The 16,018-nt window shown below is 42.6% G+C and carries 18 protein-coding genes; 7 read left to right on the top strand and 11 right to left on the bottom strand.

The genetic code is table 11. The annotated features are described in order from the left end of the window. Positions 1 to 2 precede the first annotated feature (2 nt). Together Vsou_RS02230 and Vsou_RS02225 are read right to left on the bottom strand one after the other, a co-directional pair. Positions 3 to 2,318 (bottom strand): AAA family ATPase, encoded by a 2,316-nt coding sequence (locus Vsou_RS02230; RefSeq protein WP_188602689.1) that lies wholly within the window; start codon positions 2,316 to 2,318, stop codon positions 3 to 5. Positions 2,319 to 2,391: 73 nt separating this feature from the next. After that, complete coding sequence (locus tag Vsou_RS02225; RefSeq protein ID WP_188602688.1) at positions 2,392 to 2,970, bottom strand: helix-turn-helix domain-containing protein; 579 nt, start codon at positions 2,968 to 2,970, stop codon at positions 2,392 to 2,394. Between the two features lie 128 nt (positions 2,971 to 3,098). Between Vsou_RS02225 and Vsou_RS02220 the strand changes: the two genes are divergently transcribed. Then, positions 3,099 to 4,049 carry an isoaspartyl peptidase/L-asparaginase gene (locus Vsou_RS02220; RefSeq protein ID WP_188602687.1) on the top strand — a complete coding sequence of 317 codons (951 nt, stop codon included), beginning with the start codon at positions 3,099 to 3,101 and terminating at the stop codon, positions 4,047 to 4,049. 3 nt (positions 4,050 to 4,052) lie between these two features. Here Vsou_RS02220 and Vsou_RS02215 read toward each other — a convergent pair whose 3' ends face one another. Both Vsou_RS02215 and Vsou_RS02210 read right to left on the bottom strand, forming a co-directional pair. Beyond that, a complete protein-coding gene (locus tag Vsou_RS02215; protein WP_188602686.1) occupies positions 4,053 to 5,336 on the bottom strand; it encodes an amidohydrolase in 1,284 nt (427 codons plus the stop codon). 6 nt (positions 5,337 to 5,342) lie between these two features. Continuing rightward, a complete protein-coding gene (locus Vsou_RS02210) occupies positions 5,343 to 6,059 on the bottom strand; it encodes a diphthine--ammonia ligase (protein WP_188602685.1) in 717 nt (238 codons plus the stop codon). A gap of 362 nt (positions 6,060 to 6,421) precedes the next feature. Between Vsou_RS02210 and Vsou_RS02205 the strand changes: the two genes are divergently transcribed. Further along, a complete protein-coding gene (locus Vsou_RS02205) occupies positions 6,422 to 6,667 on the top strand; it encodes a CpXC domain-containing protein (RefSeq protein WP_054844282.1) in 246 nt (81 codons plus the stop codon). 55 nt (positions 6,668 to 6,722) lie between these two features. Beyond that, positions 6,723 to 7,139 carry a hypothetical protein gene (locus tag Vsou_RS02200; RefSeq protein ID WP_229709725.1) on the top strand — a complete coding sequence of 139 codons (417 nt, stop codon included), beginning with the start codon at positions 6,723 to 6,725 and terminating at the stop codon, positions 7,137 to 7,139. Between the two features lie 24 nt (positions 7,140 to 7,163). Here Vsou_RS02200 and Vsou_RS02195 read toward each other — a convergent pair whose 3' ends face one another. Next, positions 7,164 to 8,093 carry a malate dehydrogenase gene (locus tag Vsou_RS02195; RefSeq protein ID WP_188602684.1) on the bottom strand — a complete coding sequence of 310 codons (930 nt, stop codon included), beginning with the start codon at positions 8,091 to 8,093 and terminating at the stop codon, positions 7,164 to 7,166. A 131-nt stretch (positions 8,094 to 8,224) separates the two neighbouring features. Then, entirely contained in the window at positions 8,225 to 9,307 is a 1,083-nt protein-coding gene (locus tag Vsou_RS02190) for an L-threonylcarbamoyladenylate synthase (protein ID WP_188602683.1), read from the bottom strand. A gap of 108 nt (positions 9,308 to 9,415) precedes the next feature. Between Vsou_RS02190 and Vsou_RS02185 the strand changes: the two genes are divergently transcribed. Together Vsou_RS02185 and Vsou_RS02180 are read left to right on the top strand one after the other, a co-directional pair. Beyond that, positions 9,416 to 9,874, top strand: coding sequence for a metal-sulfur cluster assembly factor (locus Vsou_RS02185; RefSeq protein WP_054844279.1), 459 nt, complete (start codon positions 9,416 to 9,418; stop codon positions 9,872 to 9,874). A gap of 347 nt (positions 9,875 to 10,221) precedes the next feature. Then, positions 10,222 to 10,566 (top strand): hypothetical protein, encoded by a 345-nt coding sequence (locus Vsou_RS02180; RefSeq protein WP_264890759.1) that lies wholly within the window; start codon positions 10,222 to 10,224, stop codon positions 10,564 to 10,566. Positions 10,567 to 10,583: 17 nt separating this feature from the next. Here the strand turns inward: Vsou_RS02180 and Vsou_RS02175 are convergent, their stop codons facing one another. Then, positions 10,584 to 11,006 (bottom strand): ArsR family transcriptional regulator, encoded by a 423-nt coding sequence (locus Vsou_RS02175; protein ID WP_264890758.1) that lies wholly within the window; start codon positions 11,004 to 11,006, stop codon positions 10,584 to 10,586. Between the two features lie 121 nt (positions 11,007 to 11,127). Continuing rightward, positions 11,128 to 12,108, bottom strand: coding sequence for an ornithine cyclodeaminase family protein (locus Vsou_RS02170; RefSeq protein ID WP_188602682.1), 981 nt, complete (start codon positions 12,106 to 12,108; stop codon positions 11,128 to 11,130). A gap of 126 nt (positions 12,109 to 12,234) precedes the next feature. On the opposite strand from Vsou_RS02170, the gene Vsou_RS02165 reads away from it, so the two are divergent. Continuing rightward, positions 12,235 to 12,528: a hypothetical protein gene (locus Vsou_RS02165; RefSeq protein WP_229709724.1), complete on the top strand. Its 294-nt coding sequence runs from the start codon at positions 12,235 to 12,237 to the stop codon at positions 12,526 to 12,528. 70 nt (positions 12,529 to 12,598) lie between these two features. Here Vsou_RS02165 and Vsou_RS02160 read toward each other — a convergent pair whose 3' ends face one another. Continuing rightward, complete coding sequence (locus Vsou_RS02160) at positions 12,599 to 13,231, bottom strand: alpha/beta hydrolase family protein (RefSeq protein ID WP_188602680.1); 633 nt, start codon at positions 13,229 to 13,231, stop codon at positions 12,599 to 12,601. A 97-nt stretch (positions 13,232 to 13,328) separates the two neighbouring features. Between Vsou_RS02160 and Vsou_RS02155 the strand changes: the two genes are divergently transcribed. Next, positions 13,329 to 14,057 carry a hypothetical protein gene (locus Vsou_RS02155; protein ID WP_188602679.1) on the top strand — a complete coding sequence of 243 codons (729 nt, stop codon included), beginning with the start codon at positions 13,329 to 13,331 and terminating at the stop codon, positions 14,055 to 14,057. 36 nt (positions 14,058 to 14,093) lie between these two features. On the opposite strand, the gene Vsou_RS02150 is transcribed toward Vsou_RS02155, so the two are convergent. After that, positions 14,094 to 14,867, bottom strand: a complete 774-nt coding sequence (locus Vsou_RS02150; RefSeq protein WP_188602678.1) for an isopentenyl phosphate kinase — start codon at positions 14,865 to 14,867, stop codon at positions 14,094 to 14,096. Beyond that, positions 14,867 to 15,898 carry a polyprenyl synthetase family protein gene (locus Vsou_RS02145; RefSeq protein WP_188602677.1) on the bottom strand — a complete coding sequence of 344 codons (1,032 nt, stop codon included), beginning with the start codon at positions 15,896 to 15,898 and terminating at the stop codon, positions 14,867 to 14,869. The genes Vsou_RS02150 and Vsou_RS02145 overlap by 1 nt, the downstream gene beginning before the upstream one ends. Positions 15,899 to 16,018: the final 120 nt, after the last annotated feature.

The raw sequence follows: 16,018 nt of genomic DNA, 5'->3' as shown, positions 1-16,018 counted from the left end.
GATTATTTAAGTGATAGCGAACGTGCAAATTCCTGGAACTTCCTAAACATGTCTTCGCATACCACATCAGAACCATCCCTACCTGACAGGTAAAGCTTCACCTTCTCAATAGCCTCAACTGCCGGGCATGACTTAATTATACCCCTGATTACTTCCCTATCCTTCATGCTTACCTTTAGTTTCTCTTGAGTAATCGTGTCTATGTAATCCTCGTCAATAGGTAATATAGGCACTATGGCATCCACATTACCCTTAATGAAATCAGCATCTATTGACCAGGGATTACTACTCTCAATAACAACCACAAAATGCTTAGCCTTGGCAATACTCATTAACCTGCGTATATGATTACTGTCCTCACTAAATGCCTTCTCGAGACTTGGTACGTGGATAATGGCATTATCAAGTACGGAGATACTTGGATCCTTATAATCAATGACTTGAATACCTAGGTGTTTGGCTACGTGGTTTATCAAAGCCGTCTTCCCCGATTTCGGCGGCCCTATTATTAATATTGATGACACGTACTTAAGCCCAAGATTGCTTAGCATGTCTCTTAGCCTAATTGATGAATCTATGTAATCAATTAGCTTAGACTTAATGCTCATGTTTATTAGGTCAACAGGATCAAGAGTAAGTGTAACATTAGTTACGGGCTTCCCCTTGGACTGGGCCTTAGCAACCTCACGCTTGTTTTCATTACCCTTCTCCATTTTCCTTTTTCTTTCCTCCTCTGCACGCTCATTATTCAATTTAATGACTGACCCTTCCTTCCCGCCTAGATCCGTCACTGGCTTACTCTCCTCAGTACTCTTGGTAGTAATGCTATTATTAACCATGATTTCCTTACCGATAGCTTGCTCTGACTTATCCCTGGCCTTAATATCCTCACCGGCACTTGTACCTGCGGGGCTGGTATTAACGGCTAGATTGGGCATAACAGGCCTCGGCTGCTCAGTAGACCCTACTGACGCATTATTAACCTGAGACTGCTTCTCCTCTCCTACCTTCACGGCGCTGTGAGTTATTACTTCAATGCCATACTTCCTTAATTTACTGAATAGTGAATCGTCAATGTTTATCAGTATTATGTTAGCCCTTGACTGTTTAATATACTCCATTAATTTCGGAACTAATTTCTTGTTCAAGTTATTGGGCATGAATACCAATAGGGATTTTTCATGCGTTCTCACGAACCAATCCACGTCACTTGGTATGTAATTAACATCGCCCTTAATTATGAACCCCTTGGCCCTTGCATACCCAAATAAAACCTTACTAATTAGTTCCATCTTATCTTGCGGTAGTGAGGACTGAAGAACTAGTAACCCTGTCTTTGATACCGTGTTTATTGCATTACTCACTAAGCTTGAGTCATCGCTGGGTAACTTCTTGGCCCATTGATTATACTCCATGATCACCAATGGATCAGTTATTGGTATTATGGTTGGGGCCTTCCTTCTAGCTGTCATTACCCTTGGAAGCGTGATCTCCATAATACGCCTTAAATAATCAAAGGCGTAACCCAATGAACCTGCAATTAACGAACCTAGCAATAGCAATGGGGTTGCTTCGTAACTCCCCACATTAATGGCAAGTGGGACATAGAGAAGGGCTGTTGTTACCAGTAATGGCATTAAGTTCATTATTGCATAGTTAACATACACATTCAGGTTTAGGAAGGTTATGAACCTCGCCAAGTACCTACTCAATAATGGGGGAATTACCACAACTATCACAAGGAGGAAGTACAATGATGCATTACTCAGCTCGCCATAAGTCGTGGTTAGGTAACCGTAACCACCAGAGAGCATTAATAAAATACCCTTAACCAAGTCTAGGTTGTTCACGTGTAGCATAGTTACTGGTACCCACTCAATACCCATATATGCGTAGGCCACTGCGTATAGCAATGTGAGAAGGGAGAAGATTACTGTGGATCTTATACCGTATCCCTTGGCTGAGGGTAGCATGGATAATGGTATGGATAGCCAGTAGATGGGCGTGAAGAGTAGGGACCATGATATTACGGCTATGTCATTAACAACACCAGCCTCAGTCACTAAGTAGGTAAGTAACAGTAACGGCATTATTATTAGTGAAGCGTGATTCAGTGTTGTTATGAAAATGAAAATGACATACGTTATTATGATTGCTGTAGAAAGTCCATATTTATTAAGTATTGAAGACGCTAATACCATTGTCAGGAGCACCACGAAAACATACACCGGCACTATGGGAAAAACAACATACAGCGTTACCGCAGCAATTGCGTCCATAGCCGTGTAAAATGCATTTGTTATCGCGTTCTGCTCCACATTATATGAGGCATAGAAAGTACTTTATAAATTATTCTTCACGGTAAAACTGAAAGAAATCAGAGACACGCACTCATGAGGACTCTGCTGTACTGTGGATTGACTTTATTACGTCAACCCATGGGTTATCACGGATAAAATCAGGCAGTAAGTAATTATTCTGCGCAGTACTGTTTATTGGCTCGTTATATGAATAATCATCCTCCTTCTCATGATTACTCCCAGTACTAGGCACACAACTGCCTCTTTTTTCAAGCTCCTCGACTTTAGCAATAAGCTTGCCGAGTAACTCCCTAAGCCCCCTTAGTTCCTTAACCACCTCACTCTTGTCAATGGTATCATTAGGCTCGCTATTACTGATAACTGGCAATGGCGAATTGGTTATTATAGAAAGTTTAACGTTGAATACACTATAAGCATTTAGGCTATAATTATTATCAGTCAATTGCAATGAATCATTACTTGGCTGTTCGTTGCCCGACTGTGGTAGTGGTTGATCTAGGTTCTTCACGAATGCCCTATACTTAGATATTGCCTTATAAACAGTGTTCACGGAAATACCAAGCTTCTGTGCTATCTCCTTCGGCTTTAGGCCCTCGTTGAAATACAACTTGGCCGCCAACTCCTCAGTCTTCGTTAACTTACTCGACATACACTGTAAAATATTGTTCGCAATAAAAATCAGTTTATGCCCCTAAATTAATAAAATATTCATATATTACACATAGATATACAGCACTGACAGTTAATAATATTAAGTACAAACATCCCTGGTCCCTGATGAACACAAAGGCGGTCATTGCAATACATGGGGGTGCGGGTAGCGCAAGCTCCTTCATAAATGAGGAGCACAGACAGAGGTATCTAAATGGTTTGATTGATGCTGTCAATACCGGTCTAGAGGCTGCTAAACGAGGTGATGCCTTGGACATGGTCACCGAGGCCGTCACTACCATGGAGTATGATGGATCCTACGACGCCGGTAGAGGATCTGTCTTGAATTTATATGGCGAAGTCGAGCAGGACGCCGGCATCATGTGGGGTAAGGACCTCAGTGTTGGCGCAGTGGCCTCTGTTAAGCACGTAATTAATACAATAAGGCTTGCCAGGCTTGTCATGGAGAAGACGGATCACGTATTAATCACTGGAAATGGCACAGAGGAATTAGCCAAGCAATTCGGTCTTTGGGTACCATCTACTGAACTAATTAATGAAGCAAAGATCAATAGGTATAAATCCCTAATTAGGAATTTACGTTCACGTTACGAGAAAAACATAGAACTTGCTAAAAGGTTTGGCTTAACAGGCACTGTGGGCGCGGTGGCCCTTGACAGGAATGGCAACCTAGCCGCGGCAACATCAACTGGAGGGACAATACTAAAGTGGCCTGGTCGCGTTGGCGACTCTCCTTTGCCGGGGGCTGGTTATTGGGCGGAAAATGGTGTATGTGCGGTCTCGGCTACGGGTATTGGGGAATTTATTATCAGGGCCATGGCGTCGTTCAGGGTAGCGACACTCGTTAAGAGCGGCACTAGGCTGGATGATGCTGTTAGGCAGGCGGTTGATTATGTTACAAGGATGTTTGGACCAGGTAATATTGGGTTGATTGCGGTGGATGGTGCTGGTAATGTGGCGTCGGCATTTAATACAGAGGTCATGGGCAGGGCATGGAGCAGGGAAGGCATGAATAAAGTGGTCGTTGCTCACTATCCTAATGACCCATTCCCATAGATTTTATAGGAACCTTTGAATAAAATCATTTAATTTCTCCCCTATTTTCACTGCACGATTCCTCAGCAACTCGTAATCCCGATCCCTATCGTAGATTATTCTGCCATTTACCATCGACATACTCACGTCTGAACCATCCGCCGAATAAACAATGTTTGATAGGATATTATCATACCTAACAGGTTGAAGCCTTGGACTACTTAGGTCAAGTAGTACTAAATCCGCAATGCAACCCTTGTTTATACAACCACCATTAATACCCAATAACCTATATCCATTTAATGTGGCTGCCTTAAATGCGTGAATTGCCTTAATACCTACGTCCCAATACGAATGCCTTTGAAGCAGAACTGCCATCTTCATTTCCCTAAACATATCAAGGGAATTGTTACTGGCTGGACCATCCGTACCAAGTGTTACCAACACTCCCATATCCATTAATTCCCTCATGGGAAAGTGACCCGCAGTGGCTAACTTCATGTTTGATGTTGGAGCATGCGTAACGCGGGCATTGGCTCTAGTTATGATATTTAACTCCCAATTAGTAACCCAACCAAGGTGAATAAGTTGCGACCTACTGGACACAAGACCGAGAGAGTTTAGATATTCAACGGGAAAGACACCGTAGTCCCGCTTTACCCTGTAAACCTCATCCCTCGTCTCAGACGCATGTATCTGTATTGGCAAATCTAACTCATTACTGAGATCCCTAGCCCTAAGCAACGTATCTTTGCTGACAGTGTAGGCACTATGTACATTGATTATGGGTATCACTAACCGCGATCCCCTGTACCTACTCACAAAATTTCTAAGTTCATTTTCCACCTGCGCGGGATCCCTAAGCGTATCAATGAATGTAGGTCCTAGGGCGGCCCTTAATCCATACCTTAACGCAATATCTGCTGTTACGTCTGGGTGATGGTACATATCTATGAAAGCCGCTGTACCGCTGATGATCATTTCAATAATCGAAAGCTCACTGCCAAGGGCTATGACCTCAGGGACCAACTCACGTTCAACAGTCCACATCCTATCAAGCCACAGCTTTAACTCTGCATCATCAAAGAAACCCCTCAATAGCGACATTGGTGTGTGGGTATGGGCATTCACAATCCCTGGTATCACGGCATGACCTGAGCAATTAATTTCCTCAAGACCAACGCTACCAATGTTACCAACATTGACTATTAAGCCATTCTCAACAGCCACATCCACCTTCCTAAGGATCCTGAGTTCTTCATTGATCCATGTTAGTACAAAATCACAGTTCCTAAGCACATAACCCATATCAATTCATTGACTAGTCGTTACTGGATTAACTAAAACCTTTGGCTTTAGGTATATGGACTTTATTATGTAAATCCACGAGTACTGGTCTAACCTATGCACCTCACCATCCCCAATCACTATTTCCTCCCTGAACAACGGCGCATCAACAACAAAGGACTCGCCCTCACCGCCCTCCAATGCTGGGTTAAAGCCAAACCTCAATGCAGCCCCTATTAACTCCTCAATGTCACTGGGCGTCAACACCTTACCCAGTAACCTAGGGCTTATGCCCACGGTACTTATCGACGTTAGCATAAACCTAAAACCATGTCGATATAAATCCCTTAGGTAATCAACTTGGTTCTTTCTCCACAGTGGTGAGTAAACCCTAAGCCCAACTTCGTGGGCGATCATGTTTATCATCATCCTTTGATAATCAGACAGTAAAGCCCCAGTGACAATACCATCAACCTCGTACTTACCCTTGACCTCAATAAAGGCCCTCCTTAGGTCCTCAAGCTCCAGGTCCTTAATTCCACTAGTATCACACACATATTGAGGAATCCCCAATGACTCAGCTTGGTACTTAGTCCATTCGATGTTTGGGTAGTGAAACATCCAGGAATCACCACGGTGAGGCCTTAACGTAAGCAGACAAACTACATCGAAGCCCTTAAGCACCGCCCAATGCAATGCATAGGTGGAGTCCTTGCCCCCTGAGAACAATGAACAAACTCTCATTGTCCTCTTCTGAAATAATCTAAGATTTAAAATACTAATTAACCACGGTGATCCAATTAATCCTCTCCTAATCCCCTTATGTAAGAGTCCCATGGATTACGTTAAGCACGGAATTCGTTAGACCTATGGAAATAACATATTAAAGAGGACACCATGAGACAATGTGAGGACGAAACTTTAGGTAAACATGGCATCAACATGACAATAGTAATGCATATTCATATACCTAGCGAACGATTAAACTTAATTACCTTCTGAGTCCCGTAAAGTACAATACAACTCACTGAGGCCAGGCTCATATAATGAAAATTCGTAATCCGTAAATAGTAATGTTTTTAACTTACTAGGTGATGCCTCCTTCGATGAGTGGCGAAGGAGGCGAAGAATGGCAGTTCCCTGAGGACTGGGATTACAGTGGTGGAATGCCTGAGAGGATGCTTAGGGTTAGGGCTAAGTGTCCTTACTGTGGCCATACCTTTGAGACTGAGATTGGTGAGTCCTGGTATAATATGGGTATTTCAATAACATGCCCTAAGTGCGGAAAGCAGTTTTCAATTAGCATGTATGGAGAAGTTGTTGGCGAAGTCAAAAAGGCAGCCAAGAAATAAACAAGTACTGGTGCTCTGGTACTAAAAACATATTATGGGCAGCAAAGGCAGTAGCATGGATTGCCTGGAGAATGCTATGAATTTACTAATGACTTTCTACTCAGTTATGGTAGTTGAGCATTACATGATCTTCCTACTGATAAGTAAGGCTGGTAGTGATGAAATACAGGATCAACTTCTAAATACTTTAAGGGATCACTTACATAAGGAGGACAGCATGTTGAGGAACATGGAGGGTACCATGATTTGCCTAGGTAATGATACTACTATGGCATTCAAGGATTTTCTGAAGAACGTGCATGATGGTATTTCATTAACGGATGACCCGGAATTCATTAGTAATTACATAAATAATTTTGACAATACTATAAAGGACATTGTTAGGTATATGCTTATCCATGATGAGATCATGTCCAGAATCATCGCAGCATTACGAATAAAAATTCATGCTTATCTAAAGAATTTGACGTAATTTTTAATGCATTTATGACGCTTACTATGATAGGTACTGAGGAGGAACTTGCATTAGGTTCTTCTTTATTGCATCAATACTCGCCAAGAACTTCTTTTTCTGCTCATCGTTGAGTTTCAACTCGATTATTTTCTCAATGCCATTCTTACCAAGTACCACAGGTACCTCGGCAAATACATCCCTTACACCATACTCACCATCTAAATACGCCGATACCTCGAATACCCTCTTTCTATTCTTCTTTATCGAATCAACCATTAACGACAGACCGGCTGCTGGACCCCAGTTGCTACTAAAACCTCTTAGATTCGTTATTTCTGCGCCGGCTTGGATGGTCTTCTTCACTATCTCGTCATACTGCTCCTTAGTTATGAATTCGGTGAGCGGCTTACCATACACGAAGGACGCCTCGGGAACCGGGTACATGTTCTCGCCATGCTGCCCAAGGACAACCGGTATTATTGACTCAGGCGCTATACCAATGAGAAGGGATGCGTAATAAGCCATCCTGCTTGAGTCCAGTACACCGCTGAATCCAATGACCCTATTCCTTGGGAAGCCCAGTCTCTTGTAGAGAACATAAACCATGGCATCAAGCGGGTTCGTGGTGATTATGACTATGGAGTTTGGCGCATATCTCTTGATTTGATCCGCCACCGAAGCTATGATCTCAGCGTTCTTAGCCGCTAATTCCTCCCTAGTCATTCCAGGCTTTCTGGCTAAACCCGCCGTCACTATTACAATGTCGCTACCCTCCATGTCCTTATAATCATTACTACCCTTGTACCTAACTGACTTACCAAGTATAGCAGCTGCATGATTAAGGTCTACAGCCTCACCTTGAGGCAGGTTCTTTATTACATCAATTAGTGTGATTTCATTGTCTAGCTCGAAGAACATTAGGAAGGCAGCTGCGGTTGCACCAACACGCCCACTACCTATTATTGTTATCATCCCCTGACACCCATTGTAGGTATTGCCAATGCATTTTTAACTTTGATCCACACACAATGTCTTGCCAATAATTAGCACCAGTAATTAATGGTTACTATTTATGAAAAGTTAGAATGAACTAAGAACCCTAGTTATGATTTACATTTGACTAGGGAAAAACCGGACGCCTTCCTCAATCTATTCATTACAGCGAGTCCAATGCCCCTCTCCTCAATGCCCTCCGCTATGCCAATATCAACGTTTATTCTATCAAGACTTCTTAACGAATCAAAGAGAGAGACAGCTATGGTGTATGGGTCCTCCTTATAACCCATCATAATGACTGGTATATCACTAAGCTCAGGATAAGTTGCCAATACATCGGCGGTCTCCTTAGTGATCAACAGGGCAACCCTTAACTTTTTGTTCAAGTAATCAATAACCGTGTCATGTATTAACCTAATTAGCGATCCATAATCACTACACTCAGTGACAACTAACCTAGTGCGTGGTGCATAATGCCTGTACTTCATGCCTGGCGCCAACGCTGCATCGGCTTCGCCTAGACCCCTTGCGAACTCGGGCACGACTATATCCACATTAAACAGTGACCTTAGTTCCTCAAGCGTAAAGGGACCAGGTCTTAGAAGCACAGGTGGATTCTTCGTTACATCAATTATCGTAGACTCAACACCAAAGAATGCAGGGCCTGCATCTAAGACGTACATATCTACATTATCATTTATGTAGTCCTCGACAACATGTTCGGCCAACGTGGGGCTCGGCCTACCTGACTTATTGGCACTTGGTGCTGCTATGGGAACTCCTGAGGATCTAATCAAGGCGAGTGCCACTGGATGTGCGGGTGATCTTACGGCTACCGTATTGCGTCCACCAGTAACCTCCTTAGGCATGTCAGACGACTTAGGCAGTATCAACGTCAAAGGACCCGGCCAGGCCTTAGTAATAACGCGGAGTACAGTGTCTGGTATGTCCCTGGCTACTCTATTCAGTTCCTTTAAATCCGCTATATGAACTATCAATGGATTATCCGGTGGTCTACCCTTAGCCTTGAATATGCCAAGGCATGCATCGCCATTTAATGAATCCGCACCCAAGCCATACACTGTCTCTGTTGGGAAGGCTACTAAATACCCCTGTCTAATATAGTCACTGGCTTCCTTGATTGCTGCCATATCAGGATACAGAGGGTCTACCTTGCGTACCTTCAGCATTACTGTAAAATCAAAAACCCATTATTTATAAACCAATCTCGGCCACGTGCAATTATTAAGCTAGTTAGGTTTATAAATGATTAACCGTGACACTGTTGGTGATTAATAATGGCAGTGTCTAATGAAGAAGCAAGCAATGCCACAAACGAGGAGGCAGAGGAACCAATATTTAAGACAAACCTACCTAGCGAGAAGACCAAGGAATTAATAGAAATACTGCGTAATGTTTACGACCCAGAAATACCAATAAACGTATACGATTTAGGACTTATCTATGAGGTGACAATTGATGACGATAAGGTGGTGCATGTTAAAATGACATTAACAGCCGTGGGTTGCCCATTATCAGAAAACCTAGGTTACCAAGTTGGTGCTGCCATACAGCAGGCAATACCTGATGCCAAAGACATAGAAATCGATGTTGTCTTCGACCCTCCATGGACCCCCCTAAAGATGACTAGGTTAGGCCGTGAAATGTTTAAAGCGATCTACGGATACGACATCGTTGAACAATGGCTAAAGACACAGGGAGAACAATCTATTCAAGGCAACAATGAAGGCTCATAATTTTAATTCAGTAATTTTCAACCTTAATATTATCAAAATTTATTTTATGCCTAAGTACTTTGAAAATCTAAACTGCACCATATTGACACCAAGAGACCTACTATTGGAATAAGGTTAGTTCACACTTAATCCAAGGCCGTTTAATTGACCGGTCTTAATACTAAAAATCCCTAACTAGGCGGTTAAAGTTCATGCCTAGTTTAATTATAATCCTTAAAGGCGTTAGTTCACGTTCTGAGTAAAGAATTTAAAAGGTATAACTTAAAATAGAAAATGTGTTATCATCTGGCAGTGTTTCACCGGGAAAAACATTGACCGAGCGAGTTAGGCAAAAGTTAAGTGAAATATTGGAATCAAGTGATTTAATTAAATTCGTTGGTCTTGTTACGATGGATGGATTCACAATAGCCTCTAATTTGAAGGATGACAATAACATTGATCCTAAGTTACTTGGCGCGCTCATTGTTTCATCAATCAAAAACCTAGAGACTAATTTAAGAAAGGTGCTGGAGAACGCAAGCCTTTCTGAGATAGTTATCTCTATTGGTCAGGACTTATTGATTGCGAAGTCCATAGGCAAATTGGCATTAATAATGATTGTAGATAAGACACTGGACATCAACTTCATAATGTATTCCGTGGAGGAGGGCTTAAATGATTTAATTACGGACCTGGGTTTAGAAAGAAGGTAGTTTCTGGCTTTTGATTTTTATTCCACGTTTTCCTCGGCTGCCATGCTGTTCAGCGACTCCATTAACGCTGCCGACGTTAAGTTCTCAATTAACTGTCTAGACTTCTCATAGTATGCATTTACCAGTTGTAATAATTTTTGCTTTACATAGTCTATGGGCTTAGTGTAGTAAACGTACGTATATCCTCCATTCTTAGCCAGTACTGGCCTTCTGGCTATTAGTCCAAGTTGAACGAGCTTCACCAAGGACCTCTCAATGGTGCTTCTTGATTTGCTCATTTCCTTGGCTATTTCTGCCACGGTTAATGGTTCCTTAGCCTTATTCTGCAATAGATAATAAATCTCTACCTCAGTTGGGGATAATCTAAGGATGCATCTCAGGATGTACTTTATGTCAACGTCCTCGAGGATTTCCTCGGTACTCTTCTCCTTAATTGTCACAAGAGACACCACGTGAATCACCAACATCAGTGTCACATAGCGTGTTTATAAATCTTTTTCTCCAACATTTTCCACTACAAACTCACGTAACCTATTACATTATTTACATAAACTTTAAACTCTATAGCTCTACTGCATTACCTATACCTCTACTTTCAGCATTTTTATAGATATACGACGCAGCGGCCAAATCCTCCACCGCAATACCGACGGATTTAAACAATGTAATGTCATTATCTCCTGACCTACCACGCCTTAAACCACTTATTATCTCACCTATCTCTATTAAATTATTTTCAGTTATTAACCCATTCCTAATAGGAATTATTACATCCCCAGTCTCATTAGTGACGGCCACACGTGAATCCACGGCAATCACCGATGCTCTACGTATTACTTCATCATCAAGTTCCCTGGAATTAATCTCAGGTGCACCAATAGACGCTATGTGAATACCATCATGCAACCAAGACCCCAGGAGCACTGGTTCCCTGCTTGTGGTTGCCGTAATCACAACGTCCGCATGCTTAACTGCATCATGGCCTGTATCCGCAACCATGGCGTCAACGCCCCTGCCCTGCGCTACCTTCATTAGCTCAATGGCCTTAGTTCTCGTCCTGGAGTATATTATTAACTTCCTTATTGGAAACACTCTGGTAAGTAATAGCACGTGGTACTTCGCCTGTAACCCGGCACCAATAATCGCAACATTGTCAGCACGTCGAGCCATGTACCTAATTGACACAGCAGTGGCCGCAGCTGTCCTCCATGCAGTCATCGCAGTGCCATTAATAACCGCCAGTGGAACTCCAGTTATGTCATCCATTAGAATGACAATGCCTTGGGTGGTTGGCAATTCACGGGCTTTATTACCTTCAATAACGTTAACAACCTTAACAGAGAACCCTATATTACGTGAACCACAGGGCATTACACCCCACCAATCATTATCCAAGTAAATAACCGTCCTCTGGGGCATTTTAACCCTACCGGTACTGTAATCTTTAAAGGCAGTTGCTACCGCATTTATGAGCCCTGCTGCACCATCCTTATTATCGATTACCACGTCAACGTCCTTACCACTTATTATTACCAGCTTCATATGGCATTTGTACTATGTTAGTAATTTTAAGCATTATTATCTATAGATGTGTATGGATGTATATCACTAGTACATTTTGCGACAGATTTATTAACTCTATTTGTAAGTAAAATAGTGGGTGAGTTTATGGAAATTAAGTGTATAAATTGCAAATACTTCAGGCTTCATGAGCTACATGACGATATAGGTATTTGCACAAATAAGGATAGCCCCTACTATATGAAGATGGTGATGACTGAGTGGCAATGCCCATTCTTCATGGAGTTAAACGAGGAGACCGACGAGGATGAATTTTATTGGTGCTCAGATTGTAGGACCATGATCCATAAATCCTTGCTGCCACTTCATAAGGGCCATAAACTGGTTAAAGTACCATATATTGATGAGGAATCACATCAAGAGACGTATGTCGCAGACTAACAGACCAACGCACAGCAATGACCTCTTCTTAAAAATTTAATTTACCTTATTACTCATTACTTAATTGCCATTACTTACTTGAGTTAGATAGGCAACGCTTACGTACAAAATCCTCAATGGCTCTGGCAATAACCCTAATGTCCTTACCCCTTGGTGTATGCGGCATCCCCTCAACCCTTATGAGTTCCACAATATTACCAAGAGCCTTGGCCTTCTCGTAATAATTCTCAACCTGCTGAATATTCACTAACTCGTCATTAGTACCGTGTATAAGGAGCATCGGCGGCAGGTTAGGCTTTAGGTAATTAATTGGCGAGGTCTTTATTAGGAACTCCTCTGTGACTTGCCTACTATCAATCCTAGCCAACTCCTCATACGTCCTCCGCCTAATACTACCAGGCTCACCAGCAAGTAACCACCTAATCTGGGCTAGCCTATCGGTAGGTCCAGATACGGAGATTGCGCATGCGATCTTTCTTGCTGTTGAGGCAGTAAGTAGAGCGATTGTACCACCCATGGAATGACCCGCAATAATGAAATCCTCATTAATGTTCCCTAGGATCTCATTGACCTTGTTCAATCCATCCTCAAAGTCCCTATAAGTAGGTGACGCCACCTCTAAACTCAGTGCTATCAGCGGGCCAATCAGCCAATTTATCTTTTCAGGACTTGATCCCAGGCCATGAAGTACCAGGGCTTTCATTATTAAATTACGTATTACCGCATTAATTAAAGTTTATCATGAGCAAAGGCGAAGGAGAGTTAACCTTAATAAACAATCAAGGGTCTTGACCTTAGTCATGTCTAAACCCAAAAAGGCAAGGAAGACCCAGAAACGCAGGGGGAAGTTCTTTTACCTTGCGCTGGCGTTGGTGATATTTGGCGAGGCTGCTTTCGTAGCCATGATGTTCCTGCCAGGTGTACTATCCAGGATAACAACACCGACAGTGGCAAGTCAAGGGATTAGTACGGCTAATATAACCCAGGGAATGCTTTCATTGCTATACAACCCATCGACTAACTCACTCATCAATGCCAGCGCGATGGGGTTCATAAATAATGAAAAACCCATGGTCATGTTCTTAACCGTTAACGATATAAGCGTAATTGAAACAACATGCAGCGTTTGGCCCGTGCTTTATAATGCCAGTGCGTACCATGGGTATACCGTAATCGTGGTTGTGCTTCCCAACCCACCATCACAAGCACCTGCATCCACCGGTTCAATTCAGTTATTCAATAGTTATGTTTCCCAACTCTGTGGTTTTAGTCCGAGTTCCACAAACTTCATGATAGTAACTACGTTCTGGGATAATATTACTGAGGGTACTTACGTAATACCAGGTTACCAAACCCTATTAACGCAATTACTCACTAAACTGGGCATGAACGTAAGTAACGTATACCTACCAATACTAATATTAATCGGTCCGCATAATGCCGTAAACGCGACGGGGATTATATATGGGCAGCAACTTGCAAATGCTACATACTTGAACGAGGCGCTGTTCCCATCAAACAGTAACTAGCTGGATAATAATCTACACTTGGAAATAACTAAGTAGTTAATCTTTAGTACGAGGTAAAAACCTCGTGCAATTACTGGGTTCTTCATTATTAATAATACTGGTTATTGATTTTAGATCCCAAATGGCACATAGGTAGGTTCTTGCGTAATTGGATAGTTCTATTGCTGATTGAACTTTTTTCATGAGGCCTCCTGTCACGTCAATGCCCCGCGTATTCCTCTCATTGATTATTGATGAACTCGATAATTCCCTAATTAAGTTGCCGTTACTATCTAGAATACCAGGTACATCGGTTAAGAATACTGCGGCTGACGGTCTTAGCTTCGAGCTTAGGTCGAGCATTATATCGTCGCCACTTATTATCGAAAAGCCCTCATCGCTTGGCACAACGTCGCCATACATCATCGGCACGACACCCCTCTTAAGTAATTCCAGGATGTGGATGGGGCTTATTAATAACTGTGGTTTTCCATTACTAATTACATATATAGAGCCCGTTCTTAATGGGTATATTGGTAGCCCAACCGTTGCTAGCGTCATTGTTATTTTCATGCTTAGGTAATGAAGTATTGCTGATGTTAGAGACACTCCCGTTAATTGCCCGTTATCCCTATACCTACTTAATCCGTAGGCTAATGCCAGTGGATGCGCAAAGCTACCGCCTCCGTGAACCAATACAAACCTATTACCAGCCCTCACACCCGTAAGGAGAAGTTTACCTAGGTCTCGAACCCAATCCTCCCTGTAACTCAGCGGTTTCGTTTTATCACTTATTGCACTGCCCCCAAGCTTCACTATGAATAATCCCATTAGAATTCCCTGGTTACTGTGAATCTTAAGATCTCCCTAAGATCCTCCACGTACTCATTACTACCTAGTTCGCCAAGTGCCTTCTCGGACCTCTCAGCGAAATCCCTCGCTAGTCTCAGCGCGTTTTCTCTAGCATTTGTTTTGGAAATTAACTCCACGGCTCTCTTGATGTCAATGTCCGTAATAACACCACTACTAAGTATACTCAGTAGTTCCTCCTTATCTTTATCATTTAATTCCCTCAATGCCATGATAACAACTGCATTACCCAACTTATGCTCCTTAATGTCCTTCCCAATTTCCTTTCCGAACTTCCTAACATCACCAAATACATCCAGTACATCGTCGAGCACTTGGAATGCAAGCCCCAAGTATGTGCCATAGTCAGAGAGAGCCCTTATGCAGTGATTGGCGCCAACCGACATGGCGCCAAAGACTGATGCTGCCCTTATTAGGGCCGCGGTCTTCAGGCCAATCATCCTTATGTACGTATCGTAGAGAGCCCCCCAATTACCCAATAGCCTAGGGCCAAGCCTGTTCTCGGTGAAGTACGGATCCTTGCGCCCCGAGTACTCCAGGAGTATATCAAGGCGTTCCCCCTCGTCTATTGCGCGTATTGTGTTTGCGGTCTCCTTAGCAAAGGATACCGGATCCCTGGTATCGAGTATTGCCTCCTCGATCGCCTCCCTATACCATATACCGATTAGTATGGCCGCATTATCGCCATACTTAGCCCTAACTGTTGGCTTATTCCTCCTTAGTAACGCCTCATCAATTATGTCGTCATATATCAGGGAGTAGTTGTGTATGAGTTCCACAATAGCCGCAGCCGGTAGCGCAATCCTGTAATCACTACCGCAGGCCCCTGCGGTTGTTAATGTTATTAACGGTCTCAATCTCTTACCGCCAGTGGATACTTGGTAAATCACAGCCTCCCTGAATTCCTCATTAACATCCTTACCTAGGTACTTGATTAATTGCTCATCAATCTCGCGCCCATAGAGGCCGTGAAGCTTATCCAATATGTCCATTGATCCTTCGGTTAACACCTAGGTAATTAAGTTATATCCTCAACGATATTTAACTGTTGAATAATAATTCGACTATGGCTTATTCCCATTATTGCTTATAAACTAGGGACAAAGTTTAAT

It is taken from the genome of Vulcanisaeta souniana JCM 11219 (assembly GCF_026000775.1).
GTDB classification, from domain to species: domain Archaea; phylum Thermoproteota; class Thermoprotei; order Thermoproteales; family Thermocladiaceae; genus Vulcanisaeta; species Vulcanisaeta souniana.
The sequence above is the reverse complement of the archived record's forward strand: the minus strand, read 5'-3'. Positions and strand labels throughout refer to the sequence as shown.

What these genes read in the sequence shown, in the direction of transcription:
- Vsou_RS02225 (WP_188602688.1), bottom strand. Translation starts at nt 2,970, where the DNA reads ATGTCGAGTAAGTTAACGAAGACTGAGGAGTTGGCGGCCAAGTTGTAT.
- Vsou_RS02220 (WP_188602687.1), top strand. Translation starts at nt 3,099, where the DNA reads ATGAACACAAAGGCGGTCATTGCAATACATGGGGGTGCGGGTAGCGCA.
- Vsou_RS02215 (WP_188602686.1), bottom strand. Translation starts at nt 5,336, where the DNA reads ATGGGTTATGTGCTTAGGAACTGTGATTTTGTACTAACATGGATCAAT.
- Vsou_RS02210 (WP_188602685.1), bottom strand. Translation starts at nt 6,059, where the DNA reads ATGAGAGTTTGTTCATTGTTCTCAGGGGGCAAGGACTCCACCTATGCA.
- Vsou_RS02205 (WP_054844282.1), top strand. Translation starts at nt 6,422, where the DNA reads ATGAGTGGCGAAGGAGGCGAAGAATGGCAGTTCCCTGAGGACTGGGAT.
- Vsou_RS02200 (WP_229709725.1), top strand. Translation starts at nt 6,723, where the DNA reads ATGGATTGCCTGGAGAATGCTATGAATTTACTAATGACTTTCTACTCA.
- Vsou_RS02195 (WP_188602684.1), bottom strand. Translation starts at nt 8,093, where the DNA reads ATGATAACAATAATAGGTAGTGGGCGTGTTGGTGCAACCGCAGCTGCC.
- Vsou_RS02190 (WP_188602683.1), bottom strand. Translation starts at nt 9,307, where the DNA reads ATGCTGAAGGTACGCAAGGTAGACCCTCTGTATCCTGATATGGCAGCA.
- Vsou_RS02185 (WP_054844279.1), top strand. Translation starts at nt 9,416, where the DNA reads ATGGCAGTGTCTAATGAAGAAGCAAGCAATGCCACAAACGAGGAGGCA.
- Vsou_RS02170 (WP_188602682.1), bottom strand. Translation starts at nt 12,108, where the DNA reads ATGAAGCTGGTAATAATAAGTGGTAAGGACGTTGACGTGGTAATCGAT.
- Vsou_RS02165 (WP_229709724.1), top strand. Translation starts at nt 12,235, where the DNA reads ATGGAAATTAAGTGTATAAATTGCAAATACTTCAGGCTTCATGAGCTA.
- Vsou_RS02160 (WP_188602680.1), bottom strand. Translation starts at nt 13,231, where the DNA reads ATGAAAGCCCTGGTACTTCATGGCCTGGGATCAAGTCCTGAAAAGATA.
- Vsou_RS02155 (WP_188602679.1), top strand. Translation starts at nt 13,329, where the DNA reads ATGTCTAAACCCAAAAAGGCAAGGAAGACCCAGAAACGCAGGGGGAAG.
- Vsou_RS02150 (WP_188602678.1), bottom strand. Translation starts at nt 14,867, where the DNA reads ATGGGATTATTCATAGTGAAGCTTGGGGGCAGTGCAATAAGTGATAAA.
- Vsou_RS02145 (WP_188602677.1), bottom strand. Translation starts at nt 15,898, where the DNA reads ATGGACATATTGGATAAGCTTCACGGCCTCTATGGGCGCGAGATTGAT.